Source organism: Croceicoccus pelagius (genome assembly GCF_001661915.1).
Taxonomy (GTDB): domain Bacteria; phylum Pseudomonadota; class Alphaproteobacteria; order Sphingomonadales; family Sphingomonadaceae; genus Croceicoccus; species Croceicoccus pelagius.
The window spans coordinates 187624-205873 of sequence record NZ_LYWY01000034.1 but is presented as its reverse complement, the minus strand read 5'-3'; the positions used below and the strand labels follow the sequence as shown (position 1 = coordinate 205873).

Sequence of the window (18250 nt, the reverse complement as noted above, 5' to 3'; positions counted from 1 at the left end):
ACACTCGATCCGGACATCGGGATTTTCGCCGTGAATTGCAGATGAACCGGGGGCGAAATCCGGGACGGGCGGAGGGGCCTGTTCGGCCACCGGAGCAAATTTCCGCCATATTTCGGTTTTTCACACGGACCGCCGGTTTCGGGCCGTCCATGCCAGCGCTCGGCCCGTCGCGCGGCCAAACGAAAAGGGCGGCACGAACCGAATCGCGCCGCCCTTCATCGTGTCAGCTTATGGCCGGGAGTGTCAGTATTCCTCCGGCTCTTCGGGCGTTGCGCGGATATGATCGGGCCCAGCCTTGCGCTGTCCCTTGGCCAGCTTGAACACCACTCCCGACAGCAGCGCGAGCGCCAGCAGGTTGGGCAGTGCCATCGCCGCGTTCGAGATGTCGCCAAGGCGCCAGACCAGCGTCAGGTCCTGGGTGGAGCCGATGAAGATCACCACGCACCACAGCACGCGCCAGATCAGGTGCAGTACTTTCTCTCCGCCACGGGTGGAACCGGGGACGCGATCATACAGGAAAGTGATCGCGCGTTCGCCGTAATAGCTCCACGTCAAAAGCGTCGTGAAAACGAACAGGATCAGGGCCAGCGACGCGACCAGTGTGCCGAGCGGCACGTTCACGATCTCGAATGGGAAAGCTGCGGCAAAGGCCCCGCTGGTCATTGCAAATCCCTGAAGGTCGGAGTTCCACGCATGGCGCACCGTTTCGCCGCCGGCGGTAAAGTTGCCTTCAACCGTCAGCATGACCAGCGCAGTCATCGTGCAGATGACGATGGTATCGATAAACGTGCCCATCATCGCCATGCGACCCTGCTGCTGCGGATCGTCGGTCTGTGCAACGGCGTGGGCGATCGGGGTCGAACCCTGACCGGCTTCGTTCGAAAACAGGCCGCGCGCGACACCGGCACGAATGGCCAGCATGATCGCTGCGCCCACGAAACCGCCGGTCGCCGCCTGCGGATTGAATGCTCCATAGAAAATCAGGCCGAAAGTTTCGGGCAGGTCGGCAAAGTTCAGGATCAGCGCCGTTATCGCCATGATGATGTAGGCACCGGCCATGAACGGGATCACCTTTTCGGCCACGTTGCCGATCGACTTGATGCCGCCAAGGATGACGATCAGCACGATAATCGCGGTGATTAGGCCCCCCAGCCATTCCTCTATCCCGAACAGTTCATTCATCCCGTCGGCCATGGCGTTCGACTGGATCATGTTGCCCGTCACCATGGCTGAGGCGAGAGTGCCGATACAAAAGATGATCGCCAGCCAGGTGAATTTTGGGCCAAGGCCGATCATGATGTAGCTCATCGGGCCGCCGCGATAGGAACCGTCGCTCGTCTGTTCGCGGTACCGGATGGCAAGCGACCCTTCGGCAAAGGCCAGCGCCATGCCGATCAGCGCCGTGATCCACATCCAGAAGATCGCACCTGGTCCGCCCAGCGCAATGGCCGTGGCGACGCCGGCAAGGTTGCCCGTGCCGACCTGTCCCGAAAGGGCGGTGGAAAGCGCGGCAAAGGGGCTGATTTCACCCGCGCCCTCGCCTTTGCGGCCCTTGAACAGGCCGGAAAAGGCGCTGCCCAGTTTCAGGATCGGATAGAACCGCAAACCTACCATCATCCACAGGCCGATGCCTAGCAGGATGATCGTCATCGGCGGCAGCGGCTGTCCCCCGATGGCGAGGACAGGATCCCCGTTCCACGTTCCGCCCCATATGAAATCCGATACGTTCGTTACGTGGTCGATGAGGCTTGGCCCCGCCTGAGGTGCTACTGTCATGCAGTTGTCCCGTGATCCCGATTACAGAATGGTTTCAATTGCTATCTGTCCGTAACAAGCTTGGAAAGCGCCAATCGCGGGCTTTGCACGGTCGCCCCTGCCGATCGGTGGCGGATCGGGCCGACATTCGTGGCATTGGGGCCACGTAAAGGTGCGTCACCCCTTGCACCGAGACGCGTGCGATACTATTGGCATTCCCGCAATTCCGACATCGGAACTTTTAACGCCGTCTCCCAGCTTCGCTCGGAGCGGCGATGGACCGATGGCGAAACACAGTCCACGCGAACGACAAGTCAAGGAAGAGACACGATGGCCAAGACCAGCCCCGGCGAATTCATCCGCCAGGTCCGAGCAGAAGGCTCCAAGGTCGTCTGGCCGACCCGCAAGGAGACCACCAGCACGGCGATCTTCGTCGGTATCATGATGGTCATTCTCTCCGTTTTCTTCCTCGGCATCGATTCGCTGTTCGGCGCGGTCATGCAGTGGCTGTTGTCGCTGGTCTGATCGACAGGATAATCAGGAAAAGAACATGGCTCGCTGGTACATCATCCACGCCTACTCCGGCTTTGAAAACAAGGTGAAGGAAGCAATCCTCGCCGAAGCGGAGCGCACCGGTCTCGAAGCGCTCGTCGAAGCGGTCGAGGTTCCGTCCGAAACCGTCACCGAGGTAAAGCGCGGCAAGAAGGTCCAGACCGAGCGCAAGACGATGCCGGGCTACGTCCTCGCCAAGCTGGCGATGAACGACGACATCTATCACCTCGTGAAGAACACGCCGAAGGTCACCGGCTTCCTCGGCAACAACAACAAGCCGCAGGCGATCTCCGAACGCGAAGCTGCCCGCTATTTCGGCCAGCGCGAGGAAATGGCCAGCCAGCCCAAGCGCGACATCAGCGTCGATTACGAGATCGGCGATTCGGTCAAAGTGCTCGACGGTCCGTTCGCCAGCTTTAACGGCGTGGTGGAAGAGCTCGACTTCGACAAGAACAAGGTCAAGGTCAGCGTCTCGATCTTCGGCCGCGCAACGCCGGTCGAACTCGACTTCGAGCAGGTCGAACTCTCGAAATAAGCTTTCGCAAGGAAAGCGAGAATGCGACAGGGGTGGCTCCGGCCGCCCCTTTTCGTATCTGCGCCAGAAGGCTCTTTAGATCGCTCTTGCCCGGATCGTCTCGAACAGCTCGGTCGCGGTCTTGAGCAAGTCCTCGTCCGCGCCAGCATCATCGCGGCGTTCGGGGAGGGGACGAAGCAGGCCGCTGGCATGGGCCAGCGCTTCCGCCGACGGGGCAAGGCCCAGCCTGTCGAACACGGTCTCGACCGGCGTGGCCCCATTGGTCAGCGCCCCCATGTCCAAGACGACCGCGCGCATGTCGGATTCGAACTGACGATGGCCTGCGATCCAGTAGGCGAGCCAGTAGTCGACATGCTCGGGGTCCAGCCCGTCGGTCGCGAAGCTGTCGAACAGGATCGGGCGGTGATTGCGCCCGAATTCGAAGTGCCCGACATCGCGGGTATAGGCGCGGGCAAAGGGCGTCGCGTCATGTTCGGCCAGCGCGCGCTTGTGCTGTTTCATCAGCGACACGGCCTGATCCAGCGGATGGCGCAGCGGCAGCAGGAACTTTGCATCGGGCAAGGCGCGCGCCAGCGCGCCGTACCGCGCGATGTTGGCGTTGTTCTTGGACAGGTAGCGCCCGCCGTGCTCCACCCCGCGCGAGGCGATCAGCGCCTTCATGTGTTCGCGGAAAGTCTTCACGAATTCTGGAGGTAGCCGGTCCCACGTCGCGATGCCGGTCTTTGTGTAGTGGTCGCCGAACTCGCGTAGCCAGAGCACTTCTTCGAAAGCCTCTGGGCTGTCGACATTGATCATCAGCCCGTCGCCGTGGCTGCGCTCTGCCGCGTCCTGTGCGACGTGGAAGCGGCTCGACACGCGGCGCCAGATGATCGGCGAAAGCACGAAGGGCATGTCGCGGTAGCTGTGCGCGACGAGCGCGGGGTGCCGCGCCAGAACTTCGAGCAAGACGGTCGTGCCCGCGCGCGGCAGCGAGGTGATGAAGATCGGAGCCATCGCCTTCTGGCGGGAAATCTGGTCTGCGTAGAGCTGTGCCTCGATGTCGCAGAGCACATCCTGCGGTACCTTGGTCCCGAAGGCCAGCTTGTGAACCAGCTTGTCGGCCCAGTTGTAGTCCTCGACTGCCATCAGGCCTGCGCCTTTCTCTTGCGGATCAGCACCGCGACGCCTGCAAAGACCGCGATCGTGCCGAGAAGAATGTCGGGCCGCAGCGTGAAGGCCACGAATTGCTCAAGCCCGAACAGGGCCGCCCAGCTTCCGACCAGCGCCGGAACCGCGGCCACACCAAAAGCCACCGACAACATAGCGATGACGACGACGAGATGGCCGAGAAGCTCGATCGAGCCCTTCTGAACCGCTTTTTCCTTGGCCAGATCATCCAGCGCCGAGTTGCGCATTACGGCGACCGAAGCGCGCATGGTTGCAAGCATCGCCATCGTGCGCCCCACGATCCCCAGAAGGGCGAATGCGGCTGCAAACAGGACGCATGTGGCAAGGTAGGCGGCCAGCATCACTCGGCTCCGTTGTCTTCCACGACGGCATCGGCGCGCTTGCGGCGAAGCAGGCGCTTTACCGGGTACCAGACAAAGCCGACAATCATCAGCAGGACCACGCCGATAAAGCTCAGCACGGATCCGATCGCGCTAAGCCCTGCGCCTGCGCCCATGTAGGCATGGGCCGGGCTGGCGGCAGTGAACAGAGCGAGCGTGAGGGCCGCAAGCGCGGCGGTCTTCAGGTTCGTGACGGACATGACAGGTCTTCCCCTTGGTAGAAATCTTCCGGAACGCGGATGGCGTATGAAAAGAGCGATGCGACTTCCCCGTCGTAGGGGAGGCGGTAATCCCACACGATCTCGCCCGCCGGTGTAACTTCGAAGACGCGGCCGGCGGTGGATTCGGTGATCATGCGATTGCCGTTGGGCAGCGCCTGGTGCGCGCCCATGATGTACGTGTAGAAATTATCTTTGCTGCCGACAGGGTATAGCACGTCGACTTTGCCCGTTGCGGGATCAAATGCCAGGATCTGACTGCCTTTGACCCAATCCCCAATGATCTTGGACCTGTTGTTGAAGATTTCGATCTTGCCATCTGGCGCGATGTCGAGGTCGTGCTGACGGAGCCATGGCCCCTGCTTTTCCCATTTCAATTCGCCGGTTTCGTCATCGACGATGGCGAGCATGTTCATCTCGCGGATGGACAACAGCAGATCGCCTGCTTCCACGCCCTCGATCTTCGCGGCTAGCGGCTCCGTCACGATTTCGATGTCGTTGAGGTGGATCGGATCCTGAGGCACTTCCTGAAGCGAGGTGTAGAGCGCGTTCTCAAGGCCTGCTTCCTTGACGGCGCGCAGGACGGAAAGCTCACGCTCCACAATGCCTTCCGCGTTTACCAAGAGCACCGAGTTATTGAAGGCCTTGGACAAATTGTCTCCCGCCATGGCGTGTAGTTTTTCCGCGTTTAGTCCAGCAGGAAAAAGGTCTTCTGACGTGTCGAAAACGGAGATTGCACCGGGTATCCAGAATTTTCCGTCTTTTGTGGCCGTGATCGAGTGGTGTGTTTGACGGTCGGTGCGCCACACGAGGTTGGAACATCGGTCCAGCTTGGCCGTGCCCAATTGTCCGAAGCTGACGAGCAGCGAGCCGTCGGCGAAGGGGTGCATGCCCTGAATGAAATAGTGATTTTCAGTGGCCGGTATAGGGTCGCGACCAAACACCTCAGGCGCGTCGGGCCATATCTTGAAAAAATCGGCTCGCCATCGGTGCAGTTCGCGCCCGTCCGCAGAGATCAGTCGAACCTGATTGCCACCCGGCATGATCCCTTGGATCAAGGTCAGCCCTGGCTGCATCGCTTCTTTGTGGTTGGTGACCAGCTGCTCGCCGGGATAGGCGATAGGCATCAGCATCGTCGGGCGGTCCGAGGATACCTCCCTTATCAGACCGACCGTGGCACGCGCGCCGCTTGCCAGTTCGTTGAACGGCGACATGCCGAGCGCACCGGCAAGGCCAGCCAGCGTGAACCCTGCCGCAAACAGCATGATCCGACCGATGCGGTCACCGTTTTCTTCCGCCTTACCCATTGCAGATCGACTATCGCCCCCGTTTGTCCCAACCTGCGTGAAAGAACTTGGTTAACATCCCGCTAAAACCGCTGCTGACAAGGGGGATTTGCTTGCATTCACCCGCAGAACCGCTATCTGCGCGCCTTCGCTTGCCTTCGGGCGGGTGATTCCGCGCGGGAGGTGTCTTCGGACGCCGCATGTACCGCTTATCAGGAGGATCGACCCGAAAGGGCGGTCCGACAGTGTGAAAGGAGGCCATCATGGCCAAGAAGATCGAGGGCTATATCAAGCTCCAGGTGCCTGCCGGCACCGCCAACCCGTCCCCGCCGATCGGCCCTGCGCTGGGTCAGCGCGGCGTGAACATCATGGAATTCTGCAAGGCGTTCAACGCCGCGACGCAGGACCTTGAAAAGGGCATGCCGATCCCGACGACCATCACGGTCTATGCCGATCGCAGCTTCACGTTCACGACGAAGTCGCCGCCGGCATCGTTCCTGCTGAAGAAGGCCGCCAAGCTGAAGTCGGGTTCCAAGGAACCGGGCAAGGTCTCGGCCGGAACCATCAAGCGCAGCGAAGTCGCCGCCATCGCCGAACAGAAGATGGCCGACCTCAACGCGAACGACATCGAACAGGCCACCAAGATCATCGAGGGCAGCGCCCGTTCGATGGGCCTCGACGTGGTGGAGGGCTGATATCATGGCAAAGCTGACCAAGAAGCAGAAGTCGCTGGCCGAAAAGCTGGACAACGAAAAGCTCTACGGCGTTGAAGAAGCGCTGAAGACCCTGCGCGACCTGAAGAGCGCGAAGTTCGACGAAACCGTCGAGATCGCGATGAACCTCGGGGTCGATCCGCGTCACGCCGACCAGATGGTCCGCGGCATGGTCTCGCTCCCCTCGGGTACCGGCAAGGACGTCAAGGTCGCCGTGTTCGCCCGCGGCGACAACGCCGAGAAGGCTCTGGCCGCCGGTGCCGACAAGGTCGGTGCCGAAGACCTGATGGAAGACATGCAGAACGGCAATCTCGATTATGACCGCGTCATCGCGACGCCGGACATGATGGGCGTCGTCGGCCGCCTCGGTAAGGTGCTGGGCCCCAAGGGCCTGATGCCGAACCCGAAGCTGGGCACCGTCACCCCCAACGTCGAACAGGCCATCAAGGACGCCAAGGGCGGCCAGGTCGAATTCCGCGTCGAGAAGCTGGGCATCATCCACTCCGGCATCGGCAAGCTGTCGTTCTCGGACGACGCGCTGAAGGCGAACTTCGACGCATTCGTCGATGCGATCGTCAAGGCCAAGCCCTCGGGCGCCAAGGGCAAGTACGTCAAGAAGGTCACCGTGACCTCCTCGATGGGCCCGGGCCTCAAGATCGACCTCGCGGAAGTCGCCGGCGCCTGATCGCCGCGACCTTCTCGAAGGTTCATGAAAATAGGGCCGGGGGCATGACCTCCCGGCCCTTTTTCTTTGCCTGCTAAAGTGTCACTGACTGTCCCGGCGCGGAAGCAGGTCTTCCATGATCGTCGCCATCAGCGCGGCCTGCGAATTGACGCCCGCCTTGGCATAGACCTGGCTTAGCTGCGCGCGCACAGTCCCTTGCGCGGATGCGCGCATCGTCGCGATCTGTTCGACGGTGCAGCCCTTCAGCGCGAAGAGCGCGACGTCGGCTTCCGATGCCGTCAGGCCCCAGCGGGCAAATTCCAGGTCGATAGCTTCGGCCAGCGCGCCGCGGGCAAGGTCCAGAGCCCGCTCCGTCTCGTGCGCCTCACGCGCGGCAGCGCGAATCGCGAAGACGCCCAGAACGACCCCTGCCAGCAGCCCTAGCGCGACGAGCGCTTCGAGCGATGCCTCCAGCGTGGTCATGTCTGACCCTGCGTGCAGTACGTCGTTCACGCCGTCGACGAAAAAGTAGATCGCAGCGGCGGCCTGCAGCGCGACGACTGCGGCCACAAAGCGCAGCGGTGGCAATCGGCGGGTTGCTTTCAAGCGGCTCTCCCATCCCTGAAACGGCCGTCATCGGTGCGTCATAAGCGTGTGCTTATCGCAGACAGCGCCTGCTTATGGAGCGCAATGCCATCGATTTCTAGGTCGTGGGTCTCAACCAACTGCTGCGAGCCTGCCATGACGACATCGTCCTTGTCCTGCGAGACCACGGCCGACCTTACCAAGGTCCCCGCGATCACGCTGGGTTTCTGGATCATCAAGATCCTGGCCACGACCTTCGGCGAGACGGCGGGCGACACCGTCAGCATGTCGCTCAACCTCGGATACCTCATAGGCACGGCCATCTTCGCCGCCTTGCTGATCGCGCTCGTCATCGCGCAGATCAGGGCGCCCCGCTTCCACCCCACGCTCTACTGGGCGACTATCGTCGCATCGACCACGGCGGGCACGACTATGGCGGACTTTGCCACGCGTTCGCTGGGCATCGGTTATCTGGGCGGGTCGCTGTTGCTGCTGGCGCTCGTGCTCGGGGTCATCGCGGCATGGCACTTCACGACGGGGACCGTATCGGTGCTGTCGGTGCGGACCGTGAAGGTCGAGGCGTTCTACTGGCTCACCATCACGCTGTCGCAGACGTTGGGCACGGCGCTGGGCGACTGGGTCGCAGACGGCGGGCCGGGCTACCTTGGTGCGGCGCTGATCTTTGGTGGCGCGCTCGCCTTCGTTGCGGCGCTGTGGTTCTTCACCGCGACCAACAAGGTTGCGCTGTTCTGGGCCGCCTTCATCCTGACCCGCCCGCTGGGCGCAGTCGTGGGCGACTTCCTTGACAAGCCTGTGGCGCATGGCGTGCTGGAACTCGGCCGCGCTGCCGCATCGGCGGTGCTGGGCGCGGGAATCGTCCTTCTCATCTTTTTCCTTCCGCAGCGCGCCGCATCGCGCACGGGTGAACGGGTGCACTGATGATGACTGAACTCTTCCGAACCATATCGGGCCCGGATGTCGTGATCGTGAACCACGACTTCCGCGCCAGCGGCACGGTTGCCAAGTCGATCGAGATCGCCGTTGCTGCGCGCAGACGCGGATTGGCCGTCGAATTGTGGTCGGTCAGCGGTGAGGGCCCGATGCGCGCCCGTGTGCCTTCCGACATTCCGGTGCGATCGTGCAACGTCGGGGCCGGTCTGCCGCGCGCGTTCGCGCTGACTTTGGCTGTTCCGGCGCTCGCCCGTATGATCCGCCTCCACCGGCCTGCCGTTCTGGTCAGCGGCGGCAACCATTCGCACTTGCCGGTCAGCGGCGCGGCCTGGCTTTCGGGCCTGCGCGGGCAGATGCGGCTGGTCCTGCGCGCCAGCAATTCCTCGCGCCGGCCGGGGCGCGAGCCAGGTTTCGTGAAGCTGTCGAAATATCTGGCTGCGGACCGCATCGTCGCCGTCGCCGAAGCGCTGCGCCCCGAGATCGAGGCCAGCGGGACGAGCGCCGCGATCGACGTGATCGCCAATGGCGTCGATATCGCACGAATCGACCGCATGGCGGCATTGGGATCGGCCATGCCCGACCTGCCGCCGGGTGAGGGGCCGCTGCTGGTTGCGATGGGACGGCTGGCCCCTCAGAAGGGTTTCGACCTGCTGATCGAAACGCTGGCGCGGTGGCCCGACTTGCGGCTGGTGATCGCCGGAACCGGGCCGGAGGAGGAGGACCTGCGGCTAATGGCTCAGAAGTTGAGCCTGCAACGGCGCGTGCGCTTTGCGGGTTATCTCGACAACCCGTTCCCGCTGATCCGGGCCGCCGACGTCTTCGTCATGCCTTCGCGCTGGGAAGGGGCGAGCAATGTGCTGCTCGAGGCGCTGGCCTGCGGAGTGAAGATCGTTGCCACGGATTGCCCGACCGGAAATGCCGAAATGCTTGGCCATGGCCGGTTCGGAACCCTTGCCCGCCCGAACGATGTCGCGGACCTCGCCGCGTCCATCGCTATCGAGCTCGAAACGCTGCGTCCCCCACGCGCGCAGCGCGGGCGGGTAGGGGACTTCGCCATCGATCGCTGCATGAACGACTGGGCCGAATGCCTGATGCGCGAGGTTGAATTGGCGCGGGGGATCAGCGTCCTGCCGTTCCCGGCAGCCCGCGCCTGAGGATCAGATGCCGCCCGGCGTGAAGTCGTAGCCCATTTCGCCAAGGCCTTCGCAAAGGCTGTCGATGACGCTTTTGATCGTGTCCTCGCTGGTCGAACGGACTACGAAATTCGCGCCGACGCGGCCTTCGCGGAAAAAGGGATAGCTGCCGATCTGTGACCCTTCGTGGGCGCGTTCGAGTTCGAGCAGTAGTCCCGCGATCTCGCTTTCGGGCACCCATGCGCCAACGGTCTCGCTGATCAGCGGTTCGCCGCCTTCGAGCGATCCGGTCAGTGCGTCGAGCATTCCCGCCGTGATGTGCGGCACGCCGGCCATGACGTAGATGTTTTCGACATGGATGCCCGGCGCGCCGGAATAGCGGTTGGGGATCAGCGAAGCGCCCGCAGGCGTGCGCGCCATGCGGAGGCGGCCTTCGTTGACCCCGCCCTTGTCGGCATAATATCTCTCAAGAATCGCGCGGGCATCGGGGTGGACGATGACCTCCACGCCCAGCGCGGCCGAAATCGCGTCGACCGTGATGTCGTCGTGCGTCGGCCCGATGCCGCCGGTGGTGAACAGATAATCGTTGCGCGCACGCAGGGTATTCACCGCTTCGGCAATCGCGTCCATGTCGTCCGACACGACGCGCACTTCGCGCAGGCGAATGCCCTGGATGCCAAGCCACGTGGCAATCTGGGAGATATTCTTGTCCTGGGTGCGGCCCGACAGGATCTCGTCGCCGATGATGACGAGGGCTGCGGTCCAGATGCGGCTTGGCTGGGTCATTGCGTCTCTCCTGCCTTGTGGCGGCTTGCCGGTCAAATCCGATGTGGACGATGTCCGCATGACGTGGATTTTCACTTTACCTTCGCCGCCGCAGCATTAGTTTCATTGCCTACTAATGCCTGACGAATAATCCCCCACTATCGGAGAGTTAGATGACGAAGCGCCTTGCCGCTGCCTGCCTGTTCCTGTGCGCCAGCCACCCCGTGATCGCCGCGGCGGAAGAGAAGGACGACATTGCCTTCATCATCGAGGAAGGGACGCAGCAGTCCGAGGCCATGGTTACGGCATCCGAACTGCTGGACGGCATCGGCCCGCGCCTTACCAACTCGGCCAACATGGACCGCGCGCAGGACTGGGCGATCGCCAAGTTCGCCAAAATGGGCCTGACCAACATTCACCGCGAAGAGTTCGAGTTCGGTTACGGCTGGGACCTTGTCGACTGGTCGGCCACGATGGTCTCCCCCCGCCCGCTGCGCATGACGGCGCTGCCCCGCGCATGGTCGCCGCCGACGAACGGTGTGATCACCGGCGAAGTCGTCGTCGCGCCGATGAGCAAGGTGGAGCATTTCGCCGAATGGCGCGGGAAGCTTTCCGGCAAGATGGTGCTGATCTCGATGCCCGGCGAGACCAGCGAATCGGACGGTCCGGTCTTCAAGCGCTATACCGGCGAGGACATTTCCAAGAAGGACGCCTTCAAGGAAGAAACTTACGACCCGCACGCATGGGAAGACCGGCTGGACAGCGCCGAGTTCAAGCAGAAGCTGGGCGAATTCCTGAAGGCAGAAGGCGCGCAGGCGATGGTCGCCATGTCGTACCGCGACGGGATGCTGGTCCACGGCGAAGGTTATGACTTCCGCGGCGGAGAGATCCTTGCGGTCCCGGCCATGGAACTGGCGCAGGAAGACTACCGCCGCCTCGTCCGTCTGGCGCAGACCGGCAAAGCGCCCACGATCTCTCTGTCTATCGACGCATCGTTCGATACCGAGGACACCAAGGCGGCAAACGTCATCGCCGACATCAAGGGGCGCGATCCGAAAGCAGGCTATGTCATGGCCGGCGCGCACTTCGACAGCTGGTTCGCAGGCGACGGCGCCGCGGACAACGGCGCGGGCACCATCGTGGTGATGGAAGCGGCGCGCATCCTGACGCAATTGCCCAAGCCCAAGCGCACGATCCGCTTCGCGCTGTGGTCGGGCGAAGAGCAGGGCCTGCTGGGTTCGCGTGCCTATATCGAGCGGCATCTCGCGACGCGACCCGTGGACACCAGCCTTGCCCCGATGGCGCAGTTCCGTTCGTGGGGCAGCGCGTGGCCGGTGACGAAGAAGCCGGGTTATGACGACATGAAGGCCTACTTCAACATGGACAACGGCGGCGGGCGATTTCGCGGTATCCATGCCGAAAGCGACTATGGCGTGACCCCGCTGCTGACAAAGTGGCTGGCCCCTTTCGCCTCGATGGACGCAGACCGGGTGGTGGCGGGCAAAACCGGCGGGACCGACCACGTCTACCTGCAGCGCATCGGGCTTCCGGCCTATCAGTTCATCCAGGACCCGCTGGACTACTTCAGCCGCGTGCACCATTCGAACCTCGACACGCTGGACCACCTGCGCGCCGAAGACTTGCGTCAGGCATCCGTCGTGATGGCCGGAATGCTGTGGCAGGCGGCGAACAGCGACGAGGAGCTACCCCGCGCCGGTATTCCGACAGAGCCCAAGGTCACCGACCCGTTCAAGGTCGCCGATCCGAACAAGTAAGGTGAGAAGGGCGGGGCTGTAAGGCTCCGCCCTTCCAGTTTCAGGGTGCAATGACGCCGAACAGGTCGTGGGCGTCGGCGTCCTCGACCGTGACGTTGACGATGTCGCCCTGGCTGGCCGTTTCGGGCACGTCACGCAGGAAAACGTTGCCATCGATTTCGGGCGCATCGGCTTGGCTGCGGCCCGTCGCGCCGATGTCGCCGTCCTCGTCCGGCTCGCCGACTTCGTCGATGATGACAGGGATGGTGCGGCCGACCTTGGCGGCAAGCTTGGCCGCGCTGATCCGCTCGGTCACTTCCATCAGGCGGGCGTAACGCTCTTCCTTCACCTCTTCGGGCACCGGATTGGGCAGGGCATTGGCCTGTGCGCCTTCAACCGGTTCGAAGCGGAAGCCGCCAACGCGGTCGAGCTGCGCTTCTTCCAGCCAGTCGAGCAGGTATTTGAAATCGTCCTCGGTCTCTCCGGGGAAGCCCACAACGAAGCTGGAACGAACCGCGATGTCGGGGCAGATCTCGCGCCACGACTTCAGCCGGTCGAACACCTTCGCCTCGTTCGCCGGGCGCTTCATGGCGCGCAGGACCGACGGGCTGGCGTGCTGGAACGGAATGTCGAGATAGGGCGTCAGCAGCCCTTCGGCCATCAGCGGGATGACTGCGTCGACGTGCGGATAGGGATAGACGTAATGCAGGCGCACCCACGGAACCTCGTTCTGCGGCGTGCGCAGCTTGCCCAGTTCGCGGGCAAGGTCGGTCATGTGCGTGCGCACGGGGTGGCCCTTCCACATCCGCTCTTCATGGCGCACGTCGACGCCATAGGCCGAGGTGTCCTGTGAAATGACGAGCAGTTCCTTGGTCCCCGCTGCGACCAGTTTTTCCGCCTCGCGCAGGACGGCATCGATCCGGCGGCTGGCCAGCTTTCCGCGCAGGTCCGGGATGATGCAGAACGCGCAGGAGTGATTGCAGCCTTCGGAAATCTTCAGATAGCTGTAGTGGCGCGGCGTCAGCTTGATGTCGGGCTGCGGGATCAGGTCCACGAAAGGCCCGCGCGCGGCGGGGGCAGCCTCATGCACCGCCTCGACCACCTGTTCGTACTGGTGCGCGCCGGTGACGGCCAGGACATCGGGATACTTCGCGCGGATCAGTTCCGCTTCGTTGCCCATGCAGCCGGTGACGATAACGCGGCCATTCTCGGCAATCGCCTCGCCAATGGCGTCGAGGCTTTCCTCTTTCGCGGAATCGAGGAAGCCGCAGGTATTGACCAGCACGACGTCGGCGCCTTCGTAATCGGCGCTCATGGAATATCCGTCTGCGCGCAGCTTCGTAAGGATGCGTTCGGAATCGACGAGCGCCTTGGGACAGCCGAGGCTGACCATGCCGACTTTGGGGGAGGGAGCGATTTCTTGAGCCATTTGGCGCGCCGATACACGCGACGAGCCGTGCGCGCCAGCGGTTCGTTATCGGCAGCGGGGCGGAGGCGCCCTTAAAGTCCGCGCATATTACGTGTAGGGCCGGTTGCAGAGGCAACCTTTCCCGCCCGGACAGCGGGATCAGCCAAACGGAGTTCGGATGGGTCCTGTCGACTGGATTGGCGTGTTTCTCGCGGCATTTGCGGCCATTGTCGTGGCGGGCGTCTGGTACAAGCTCTTCTCACGCCCGATGGCGGTGATGGCAGGGCCGGGCGGTCTGGAAGTGCGGCGCAAGCCATTCACGACGATGTTCTTCACGTTCCTGCTGCTTCTGGTTTCTGCCGCGATGCTGGGACACATGTTCGCGCGGCTGTCCGATCCGTCGAAGTGGTGGCTCTACCCGATGATGAGCGGGGGCGTCGCGCTGTTCTTCGTGATTCCCGCTCTCTGGACCAATTACCTGCATCAGCGGAACCCGCGCGTGATCGCGCTGATCGATGCGGGCTTCTGGTTCTGCGCCTATCTGGCGATGGGGTTCACGTTTTTCGCGCGCAGCTAGGCGCAGTCATTCGCTGATCGGTGTGACGCGGTAGGACTGACTGCCGTCGTCGCGGGTGGACAGGAAGCTGCCGTCGGCATCGGGCGGGCCGTTGATCCAGCAGCGTTCCTGCCGGTCCTCTCCGTCACCTTCGGGATCGAAGCACATCGTCGCGCCGTCCGCGCGCCAGGTGCCCTTATCGACGGGGCCGCTGTCGTTCATGTCCACGTACGTGCCATCCGCGGCGAGGCGGGTCTTGGCGTAGATCGTGGTCTCGTCGCCGACGCCATAAGTGCCGGGCACGGCCTCGAACCCCGCGACTTCGGGGGAAGGGACTGCTTTACTGTTTTCGGGTGTTTGCGAACAACCGATAAGGCCGACCACGGCGATGCAGGTGGTAAAGCGTTTCATGTCATGCCCCCTCGCTTCGATGGCCGAGGGATAACATGAGCCGCGAAGGTCAGGCCAGAGCGTCGGGTCCGAAGGCGCTGGGCAGGAGCTCCGAGATCGTGCGGACTTCGACCGCGTCGCCATCGGCGCTGGCCGAGACGATCTCGACGTCATGGCCCGAAAGCGCCGCCGCCTCGTAGATCGCCTGACGGCAGCCGCCGCACGGCGTCACGACGTCGCCGCCGGAAATCGCGCCGTCCTGCAACGGGCCGCCCGCAACCGCGATGCGAACCACGTTCTTCAGGCCGAACGCGTGCTGCGCCGCCGTCAGCGCCGACTGTTCGGCACATATGCCGAGGCGATAGCAGGCGTTTTCCATGTTCGCGCCGGTTACGATCGTGCCGTCGGCGGCTTCGACCGCCGCGCCAACGTGGAAGCCGGAATAAGGCGCATGGGCCTTGGCCGCAGCCTCGCGGGCGCGGGCGATCAGGGTGTCGCGACCGGACATGAACTACTCGTCGTGGACGGGCTTCGAATTGAGCTGGACATAGTTTTCGATGCCCATCCGCTCGATCATGTCGAACTGCTTTTCGAGGTGGTCCACGTGGTCTTCCTCGCTATCGAGAATCGCGGTGAACAGGTCGCGGCTGACATAATCGCGCACTTCCTCGCAATGCGCGATGGCGTCGCGCAGCAGGGGAATCGCCTCGTTTTCAAGGGCGAGGTCGGCCTTGAGGATTTCCTCGACGTTCTCGCCGATCTTCAGCTTTCCGATCGCCTGGAAATTGGGCAGCCCGTCAAGGAACAGGATACGGTCCGCCAGCTGATCGGCGTGTTTCATTTCGTCGATGGATTCGTGCCGCTCAAACTCGGCCAGTTTCGCCACGCCCCAGTTGTCGAGCATGCGGTAGTGCAGCCAGTACTGGTTGACGGCGGTTAGTTCGTTGGTGAGCGCCTTGTTCAGGTACTCGATGACTTTTGCATCACCCTTCATCGGACCGGACTCCTGCTTTCGGATCAGGGGTTCTGATGGTCGCTTGGAACCTTTGGCGCAAGGATAAACGCCTGTTGAGAACGCCTCTTATCCGCGGTTCAGGCGGCGCAGGCGCAGCCCATTTCGCACAGGATGTCGTTCGCTTCTTCCAGGCACTGGCGGCACTGCGGCTCGTGGCCCAGTTCACGATAGATCTCCTCCGCATCGCCGCCGCACAGGGGGGCGAGAGTGCGGAAGTCTTTTTCCCGGATCGCATTGCAGATGCAAAGGTACATCGTCGAATCGGCCTCTCCGTTGCCTCTGCAATCTTGTTAATGAGAATTGATTGCAAAATCAAATGGCGATTTTTTGCGAGCTCAGGACGCAGTTCTCGCCTTGCGGATGCCGACGCCGGCCAGCATGCGCCACAGCCATTCGAGCGGGCCGATACCAAAGCGCGCAAGCCACGGTTTCGACCAGCCGAGAATGAGCGCCCAGCCCAGCAGGACAAAGGCCATCAGCGCGGTGTGGCCATATTCGCGGGCAGCAAGGCCAAGCCCCCAACCGTGCAGCAGGAACGTCATCACCACGGTTGATCCGAGGTAGTTGCTGAACGCCATGCGCCCTGCCGCCGCGATTCGCTGGCCAAGCCATCCGCGCACTAGGTACGCGCCGAACAATGCGATCAGCGCGAGGTAGCTTGCTGTCATCAAGAACCGCCCGATCAGTCCGATCCGGTAAGGGAGCAGGCTGGCGGCCACGATGCCGAAGCCCTGTGACGCCTCGTAAGCCAGCATCGCGCCATACCAGCCCAGCCCGAGCGCCGCGCCGACGATGGCCATCAACATCAGCCACTTGCGCGGCCATGCGCCGGTGAAGAACCCGCTGCGCGCCAGCGCCATCCCGCACAGCATCAGCGGCAGCGCTTCAAACACCGCCTCCGACGCCAGTGTGAAGGGGTAGGTCGGCATCACCGTCATCCGGTATTGCACCGCCTGCCAGAAGGGCAGGGCATATTCGGCCATCTTCATGCCCGACCGCTCGGCAAAGAAGGCCGCGTTCTGCGCGACGAATCCGGCCTCCATCTCGCTCGCCGTTCCGGCATGGACTGCGTGCGCCGCGACCAGTGTCGACCAGACCTGTCCGGCCGCGGCAAAGCTAACGAACATGTAGGCGCCGATTCCCATGATGAAGAGCCGCGATGGCGGCAGGTCCTTGAACAACAGAGCGATCATCCCCGCGATCGCATAAGTGAACAGGATGTCTCCCCACCAGAACAGCGCGAAGTGCAAATAGCCGAAGATCGCCAGCCACAAGAGGCGGCGGACCTGTTCCACGATGCGCGCCCCTTCGTCGCCGCGCGACAGGAATAGCGCGAGGCTTACCCCGAAAAGCGTCGCGAACAGGGCGCGCATCTTTCCCTCGAAAAACAACCAAGTGACCGTGAAGCTTGCCCAATCATGCGCCCCGGCATGGCCGTGCCAGTCAGGCGTGCCCGATGCGAGCCCCGGTCCCGCCATCGTCGTCACGTTGATCACCAGGATGCCCAGGATCGCGAAACCGCGGGCAAGGTCGATGACGGGGATTCTTCTGGTATCTGCAACCACTTGAGGCTGCGAATTGTCATCCGTCATGTGCCGCGTCGGCCTTTTTATCGCGCTATCCGGCCAGTCTTAACGCAAAATTAGGGTTACACCGCAAGAGTGGCAGCCAGCATATCAGTGTCACTGAAGGGGATCATCGGTGCGCGTACTCGCATTGGCTTCACAGAAGGGTGGATCGGGCAAGACGACCTTGTCGGGTCACCTGGCCGTTCAGGCCCAGCGCGCCGGGGCAGGCCCGGTAGTTCTCATCGACATCGACCCGCAGGGCTCGCTCGCCGATTGGTGGAACGAGCGCGAGGACGAATTCCCCGCATTCGCACAGACCGCCGTGGCCCGCCTTGCGCAGGACCTTGTGACGCTGCGCGACCAGGGTTTCAAGCTGGCCGTCATCGACACGCCTCCCGCAATCACCATGGCGATCCAGTCGGTGATTTCGGTTGCAGAGCTGGTCGTCGTCCCGACGCGCCCGTCTCCGCATGACCTTCGCGCCGTGGGCGCCACCGTCGACATCTGCGCCCGCGCCAACAAGCCGCTGGTGTTCGTGGTTAACTCGGCCCTGTCGAAGGCCCGCATCACTTCCGAAGCCGCCGCAGCGCTTGCCCAGTACGGGACCGTCGCGCCCGTTGTGCTTCACCACCGCACCGACTTTGCCGCCTCGATGATCGACGGCCGCACCGTCATGGAAATTGATCCCTACGGCCGTTCGGCACAAGAGATCGAACAGCTCTGGGCATACCTTGCAGAGCGTCTCGAAAAGAATTTTCGTCGTACCGTTTTCGCCGGCCAGAAGGCAGGCGCGGGTGCTTCGGCTGGCGGTCGTCCGCAAGGTGGCTTCGGCCGCCGCGTGGCCGGGTCGTAAGG

The 18250-nt window shown here is 62.9% G+C and carries 22 protein-coding genes; 9 read left to right on the top strand and 13 right to left on the bottom strand.

Translation table 11 applies throughout. The features are described from left to right. Nucleotides 1-243: 243 nt before the first annotated feature. Nucleotides 244-1776, bottom strand: a complete 1533-nt coding sequence (locus A9D15_RS08865; protein ID WP_066764075.1) for an alanine/glycine:cation symporter family protein — start codon at nucleotides 1774-1776, stop codon at nucleotides 244-246. Between the two features lie 309 nt (nucleotides 1777-2085). On the opposite strand from A9D15_RS08865, the gene secE reads away from it, so the two are divergent. Together secE and nusG are read left to right on the top strand one after the other, a co-directional pair. Further along, nucleotides 2086-2280 (top strand): preprotein translocase subunit SecE, encoded by a 195-nt coding sequence (gene secE, locus A9D15_RS08860; protein ID WP_066764074.1) that lies wholly within the window; start codon nucleotides 2086-2088, stop codon nucleotides 2278-2280. A 25-nt stretch (nucleotides 2281-2305) separates the two neighbouring features. Next, nucleotides 2306-2842 carry a transcription termination/antitermination protein NusG gene (nusG, locus tag A9D15_RS08855; RefSeq protein WP_066764073.1) on the top strand — a complete coding sequence of 179 codons (537 nt, stop codon included), beginning with the start codon at nucleotides 2306-2308 and terminating at the stop codon, nucleotides 2840-2842. Nucleotides 2843-2917: 75 nt separating this feature from the next. On the opposite strand, the gene A9D15_RS08850 is transcribed toward nusG, so the two are convergent. The 4 genes from A9D15_RS08850 to A9D15_RS08835 are packed head-to-tail and all read right to left on the bottom strand — an operon-like array spanning nucleotide 2918 to nucleotide 5914. Further along, nucleotides 2918-3967: a sulfotransferase gene (locus tag A9D15_RS08850; RefSeq protein ID WP_066764071.1), complete on the bottom strand. Its 1050-nt coding sequence runs from the start codon at nucleotides 3965-3967 to the stop codon at nucleotides 2918-2920. After that, complete coding sequence (locus A9D15_RS08845; protein ID WP_066764069.1) at nucleotides 3967-4350, bottom strand: hypothetical protein; 384 nt, start codon at nucleotides 4348-4350, stop codon at nucleotides 3967-3969. The genes A9D15_RS08850 and A9D15_RS08845 overlap by 1 nt, the downstream gene beginning before the upstream one ends. Further along, on the bottom strand, nucleotides 4350-4589 hold the full coding sequence (locus A9D15_RS08840) for a hypothetical protein (RefSeq protein ID WP_066764067.1): 240 nt from the start codon (nucleotides 4587-4589) through the stop codon (nucleotides 4350-4352). The genes A9D15_RS08845 and A9D15_RS08840 overlap by 1 nt, the downstream gene beginning before the upstream one ends. Beyond that, complete coding sequence (locus A9D15_RS08835) at nucleotides 4571-5914, bottom strand: arylsulfotransferase family protein (RefSeq protein WP_066764065.1); 1344 nt, start codon at nucleotides 5912-5914, stop codon at nucleotides 4571-4573. The genes A9D15_RS08840 and A9D15_RS08835 overlap by 19 nt, the downstream gene beginning before the upstream one ends. 242 nt (nucleotides 5915-6156) lie before the next feature. On the opposite strand from A9D15_RS08835, the gene rplK reads away from it, so the two are divergent. Both rplK and rplA read left to right on the top strand, forming a co-directional pair. Beyond that, entirely contained in the window at nucleotides 6157-6588 is a 432-nt protein-coding gene (gene rplK / locus A9D15_RS08830; RefSeq protein ID WP_066764063.1) for a 50S ribosomal protein L11, read from the top strand. Between the two features lie 4 nt (nucleotides 6589-6592). Continuing rightward, entirely contained in the window at nucleotides 6593-7291 is a 699-nt protein-coding gene (gene rplA, locus A9D15_RS08825; RefSeq protein WP_066764054.1) for a 50S ribosomal protein L1, read from the top strand. A gap of 81 nt (nucleotides 7292-7372) precedes the next feature. Here the strand turns inward: rplA and A9D15_RS08820 are convergent, their stop codons facing one another. Next, nucleotides 7373-7876, bottom strand: a complete 504-nt coding sequence (locus A9D15_RS08820; protein ID WP_066764052.1) for a helix-turn-helix transcriptional regulator — start codon at nucleotides 7874-7876, stop codon at nucleotides 7373-7375. A gap of 135 nt (nucleotides 7877-8011) precedes the next feature. Here A9D15_RS08820 and A9D15_RS08815 point away from each other — a divergent pair, with 135 nt between their 5' ends. After that, nucleotides 8012-8794, top strand: coding sequence for a COG4705 family protein (locus A9D15_RS08815; protein WP_066764050.1), 783 nt, complete (start codon nucleotides 8012-8014; stop codon nucleotides 8792-8794). Continuing rightward, nucleotides 8794-9960 (top strand): glycosyltransferase, encoded by a 1167-nt coding sequence (locus tag A9D15_RS08810; RefSeq protein WP_066764046.1) that lies wholly within the window; start codon nucleotides 8794-8796, stop codon nucleotides 9958-9960. The genes A9D15_RS08815 and A9D15_RS08810 overlap by 1 nt, the downstream gene beginning before the upstream one ends. Nucleotides 9961-9963: 3 nt before the next feature. Here A9D15_RS08810 and A9D15_RS08805 read toward each other — a convergent pair whose 3' ends face one another. Continuing rightward, nucleotides 9964-10725, bottom strand: a complete 762-nt coding sequence (locus A9D15_RS08805; RefSeq protein WP_066764045.1) for a competence/damage-inducible protein A — start codon at nucleotides 10723-10725, stop codon at nucleotides 9964-9966. Nucleotides 10726-10877: 152 nt separating this feature from the next. Between A9D15_RS08805 and A9D15_RS08800 the strand changes: the two genes are divergently transcribed. After that, the gene (locus A9D15_RS08800) at nucleotides 10878-12479 is read left to right on the top strand and encodes a M20/M25/M40 family metallo-hydrolase (protein ID WP_066764043.1); all 1602 of its coding nucleotides are present in this window, start codon (nucleotides 10878-10880) and stop codon (nucleotides 12477-12479) included. 40 nt (nucleotides 12480-12519) lie between these two features. Here the strand turns inward: A9D15_RS08800 and rimO are convergent, their stop codons facing one another. Further along, complete coding sequence (gene rimO, locus A9D15_RS08795) at nucleotides 12520-13887, bottom strand: 30S ribosomal protein S12 methylthiotransferase RimO (RefSeq protein ID WP_066764042.1); 1368 nt, start codon at nucleotides 13885-13887, stop codon at nucleotides 12520-12522. 157 nt (nucleotides 13888-14044) lie between these two features. Between rimO and A9D15_RS08790 the strand changes: the two genes are divergently transcribed. Beyond that, nucleotides 14045-14443, top strand: a complete 399-nt coding sequence (locus tag A9D15_RS08790) for a DUF1761 domain-containing protein (protein WP_066764041.1) — start codon at nucleotides 14045-14047, stop codon at nucleotides 14441-14443. 6 nt (nucleotides 14444-14449) lie between these two features. Here A9D15_RS08790 and A9D15_RS08785 read toward each other — a convergent pair whose 3' ends face one another. From A9D15_RS08785 to A9D15_RS08765, 5 genes are all read right to left on the bottom strand, one after another. Then, complete coding sequence (locus A9D15_RS08785; protein WP_066764040.1) at nucleotides 14450-14833, bottom strand: hypothetical protein; 384 nt, start codon at nucleotides 14831-14833, stop codon at nucleotides 14450-14452. A 49-nt stretch (nucleotides 14834-14882) separates the two neighbouring features. After that, a complete protein-coding gene (locus A9D15_RS08780; RefSeq protein ID WP_066764038.1) occupies nucleotides 14883-15320 on the bottom strand; it encodes a cytidine deaminase in 438 nt (145 codons plus the stop codon). Between the two features lie 3 nt (nucleotides 15321-15323). Beyond that, complete coding sequence (bfr, locus tag A9D15_RS08775; RefSeq protein ID WP_066764036.1) at nucleotides 15324-15806, bottom strand: bacterioferritin; 483 nt, start codon at nucleotides 15804-15806, stop codon at nucleotides 15324-15326. A 98-nt stretch (nucleotides 15807-15904) separates the two neighbouring features. After that, nucleotides 15905-16081: a (2Fe-2S)-binding protein gene (locus A9D15_RS08770; protein WP_066764034.1), complete on the bottom strand. Its 177-nt coding sequence runs from the start codon at nucleotides 16079-16081 to the stop codon at nucleotides 15905-15907. A gap of 81 nt (nucleotides 16082-16162) precedes the next feature. Continuing rightward, nucleotides 16163-17419 carry a DUF418 domain-containing protein gene (locus tag A9D15_RS08765; protein ID WP_066764032.1) on the bottom strand — a complete coding sequence of 419 codons (1257 nt, stop codon included), beginning with the start codon at nucleotides 17417-17419 and terminating at the stop codon, nucleotides 16163-16165. 109 nt (nucleotides 17420-17528) lie between these two features. On the opposite strand from A9D15_RS08765, the gene A9D15_RS08760 reads away from it, so the two are divergent. Next, nucleotides 17529-18248 (top strand): ParA family protein, encoded by a 720-nt coding sequence (locus A9D15_RS08760; protein ID WP_066764028.1) that lies wholly within the window; start codon nucleotides 17529-17531, stop codon nucleotides 18246-18248. Nucleotides 18249-18250 lie beyond the last annotated feature (2 nt).